We start from the raw sequence: 1,720 nt of genomic DNA, 5'->3' as shown, positions 1-1,720 counted from the left end.
AGAATAGTATATAATATGAACAATTAAAAGGAAGTAAATATGAGTAAAGAATCTGTTATAGATATAAAGAAGGGTAATATTTATGGAAGGGGCAAAGAGGAAATAGTAATTTTAAAAGGTGAGTATTTACATGAAGATAGCAATTATATTGAAAGAGCAACTATTGTTATTAAGGATGAAAATAATAATATAGAAGAATATCCTCTGAAACTTAATGGATATAATATTAAAATTTTTTTAGGAAAGTTTTCTAGTGATAATAGTGATGATATATATATTTATGGAGAATTAGATGATTCATATAGATATGCAGCTGCTTTAATATATAAATATGATAATGGAAAAATAATAGAAATATTTAATAGTGAAGATTTTTTAGAGAATAATAAAAGTGTTTCAAAGTATTTAGATGGATATAGAATAGAGGTTGCTTGTCAATCATATGAAAAAAAATATATCTTAGATATTACAAATATTGATAAGCATTATTTGAGACAAATTTATGATAGGAATGGTAATGTAAAAATTAACGAGAATCCTAGTATTTCGTATATTAATAAGATAGATTTAGTATATGATTTAGAAGAGGAATTAATTAACTTATTAGTTTGTCAAAAAATAATGGGAATTAATAATAGTAATGTTTTGGGGGAAATTAACAGCTTAATTTCCTTAAAAAATAATGAAAGTAGAGTTTTGAATAAGTATATTACTAATAGTGGAGAAAATATTTCTATTATGAATAGAGAAAATAATATTAAGGAAGAAATTTTAAGTCATCTTCCAGATGATACTACTCTTGTTAATTTGAGTAAGTTTGGTGGTAGTAATGAATTAATCAATGAGGATATTGATGGAGATGGAAATAATGAAATAATTTGTGGATATAAGTCTGAAAATACACAATATATATCTGTATTTAGAGAAGTTGAAGGAAGAGTAGAACTTTTAGATACAATTGAAGGAGACGGTTATGACATATCAGATTTAGTCATTACTAAATTAAAGCCAAAGTCTAATAATAATATTCTTATTGGTTGGAGAATTGCTTCAATATGGTCTGTTTTAGATATAGTAGAGTTTAAAGAAAATAAATTTAATAAACTACTAAGGGGCGATAAAATAAAATATTCTAAAGTTGAGATAGTAGAATTTGATGATAAAAGAAGTGGAATATCAGATATTGTTCTATGGTGCCATGAAACTGGAGAAGCTTATAAGGTACAAATATATTCATTTAGAGGAGATAATTTAGAAAAAACATCTAAATATGATAGGGATTATTTTGAAAAGGTTGAGGATTATTATAAAAAATTAATTAATAGGACAAGAGAAACACCACAATATTTATACTATCTAATTGATGCAGAGTATAGAAGTGGTAAAAAGAGAGAAGCCATAGCTAATATAAATAAGGCATTAAAACATCCTAAACCATATCCTTCAATAGAAGAACTAAAAAGACTAAAAAAAAGAATTAACTAAATTTTTTGTTAGAGCTTAAGTGCCGTGATGACGAAAATTAATGATATTACCTCCAGGAATTAGTGTAATTTTCGTTAAGAATTTATATTGTTTTTTCCAGAAAAAGTTCTAAAGCTTCGAAGTTCACTATCGTTTACCTCAGCTTCTTAACGGACTTTTTCTTCCAAAAACAATTAAATTCTAAAACTTAATTACAATATTCCTTCCGATAATATCATTAATTTTTCTCTATCAC

At 25.1% G+C, this 1,720-nt stretch carries 1 protein-coding gene; it reads left to right on the top strand.

Annotated features, from left to right (window positions below):
* The first annotated feature begins 39 nt into the window (after positions 1–39).
* On the top strand, positions 40–1,485 hold the full coding sequence (locus tag EJJ37_RS19660) for a hypothetical protein (protein WP_133017117.1): 1,446 nt from the start codon (positions 40–42) through the stop codon (positions 1,483–1,485).
* Positions 1,486–1,720: the final 235 nt, after the last annotated feature.

Source organism: Clostridium cuniculi (assembly GCF_004353185.1).
Taxonomy (GTDB): Bacteria; Bacillota; Clostridia; order Clostridiales; family Clostridiaceae; genus Clostridium; species Clostridium cuniculi.
This window is presented reverse-complemented; position numbering and strand designations above follow the sequence as displayed.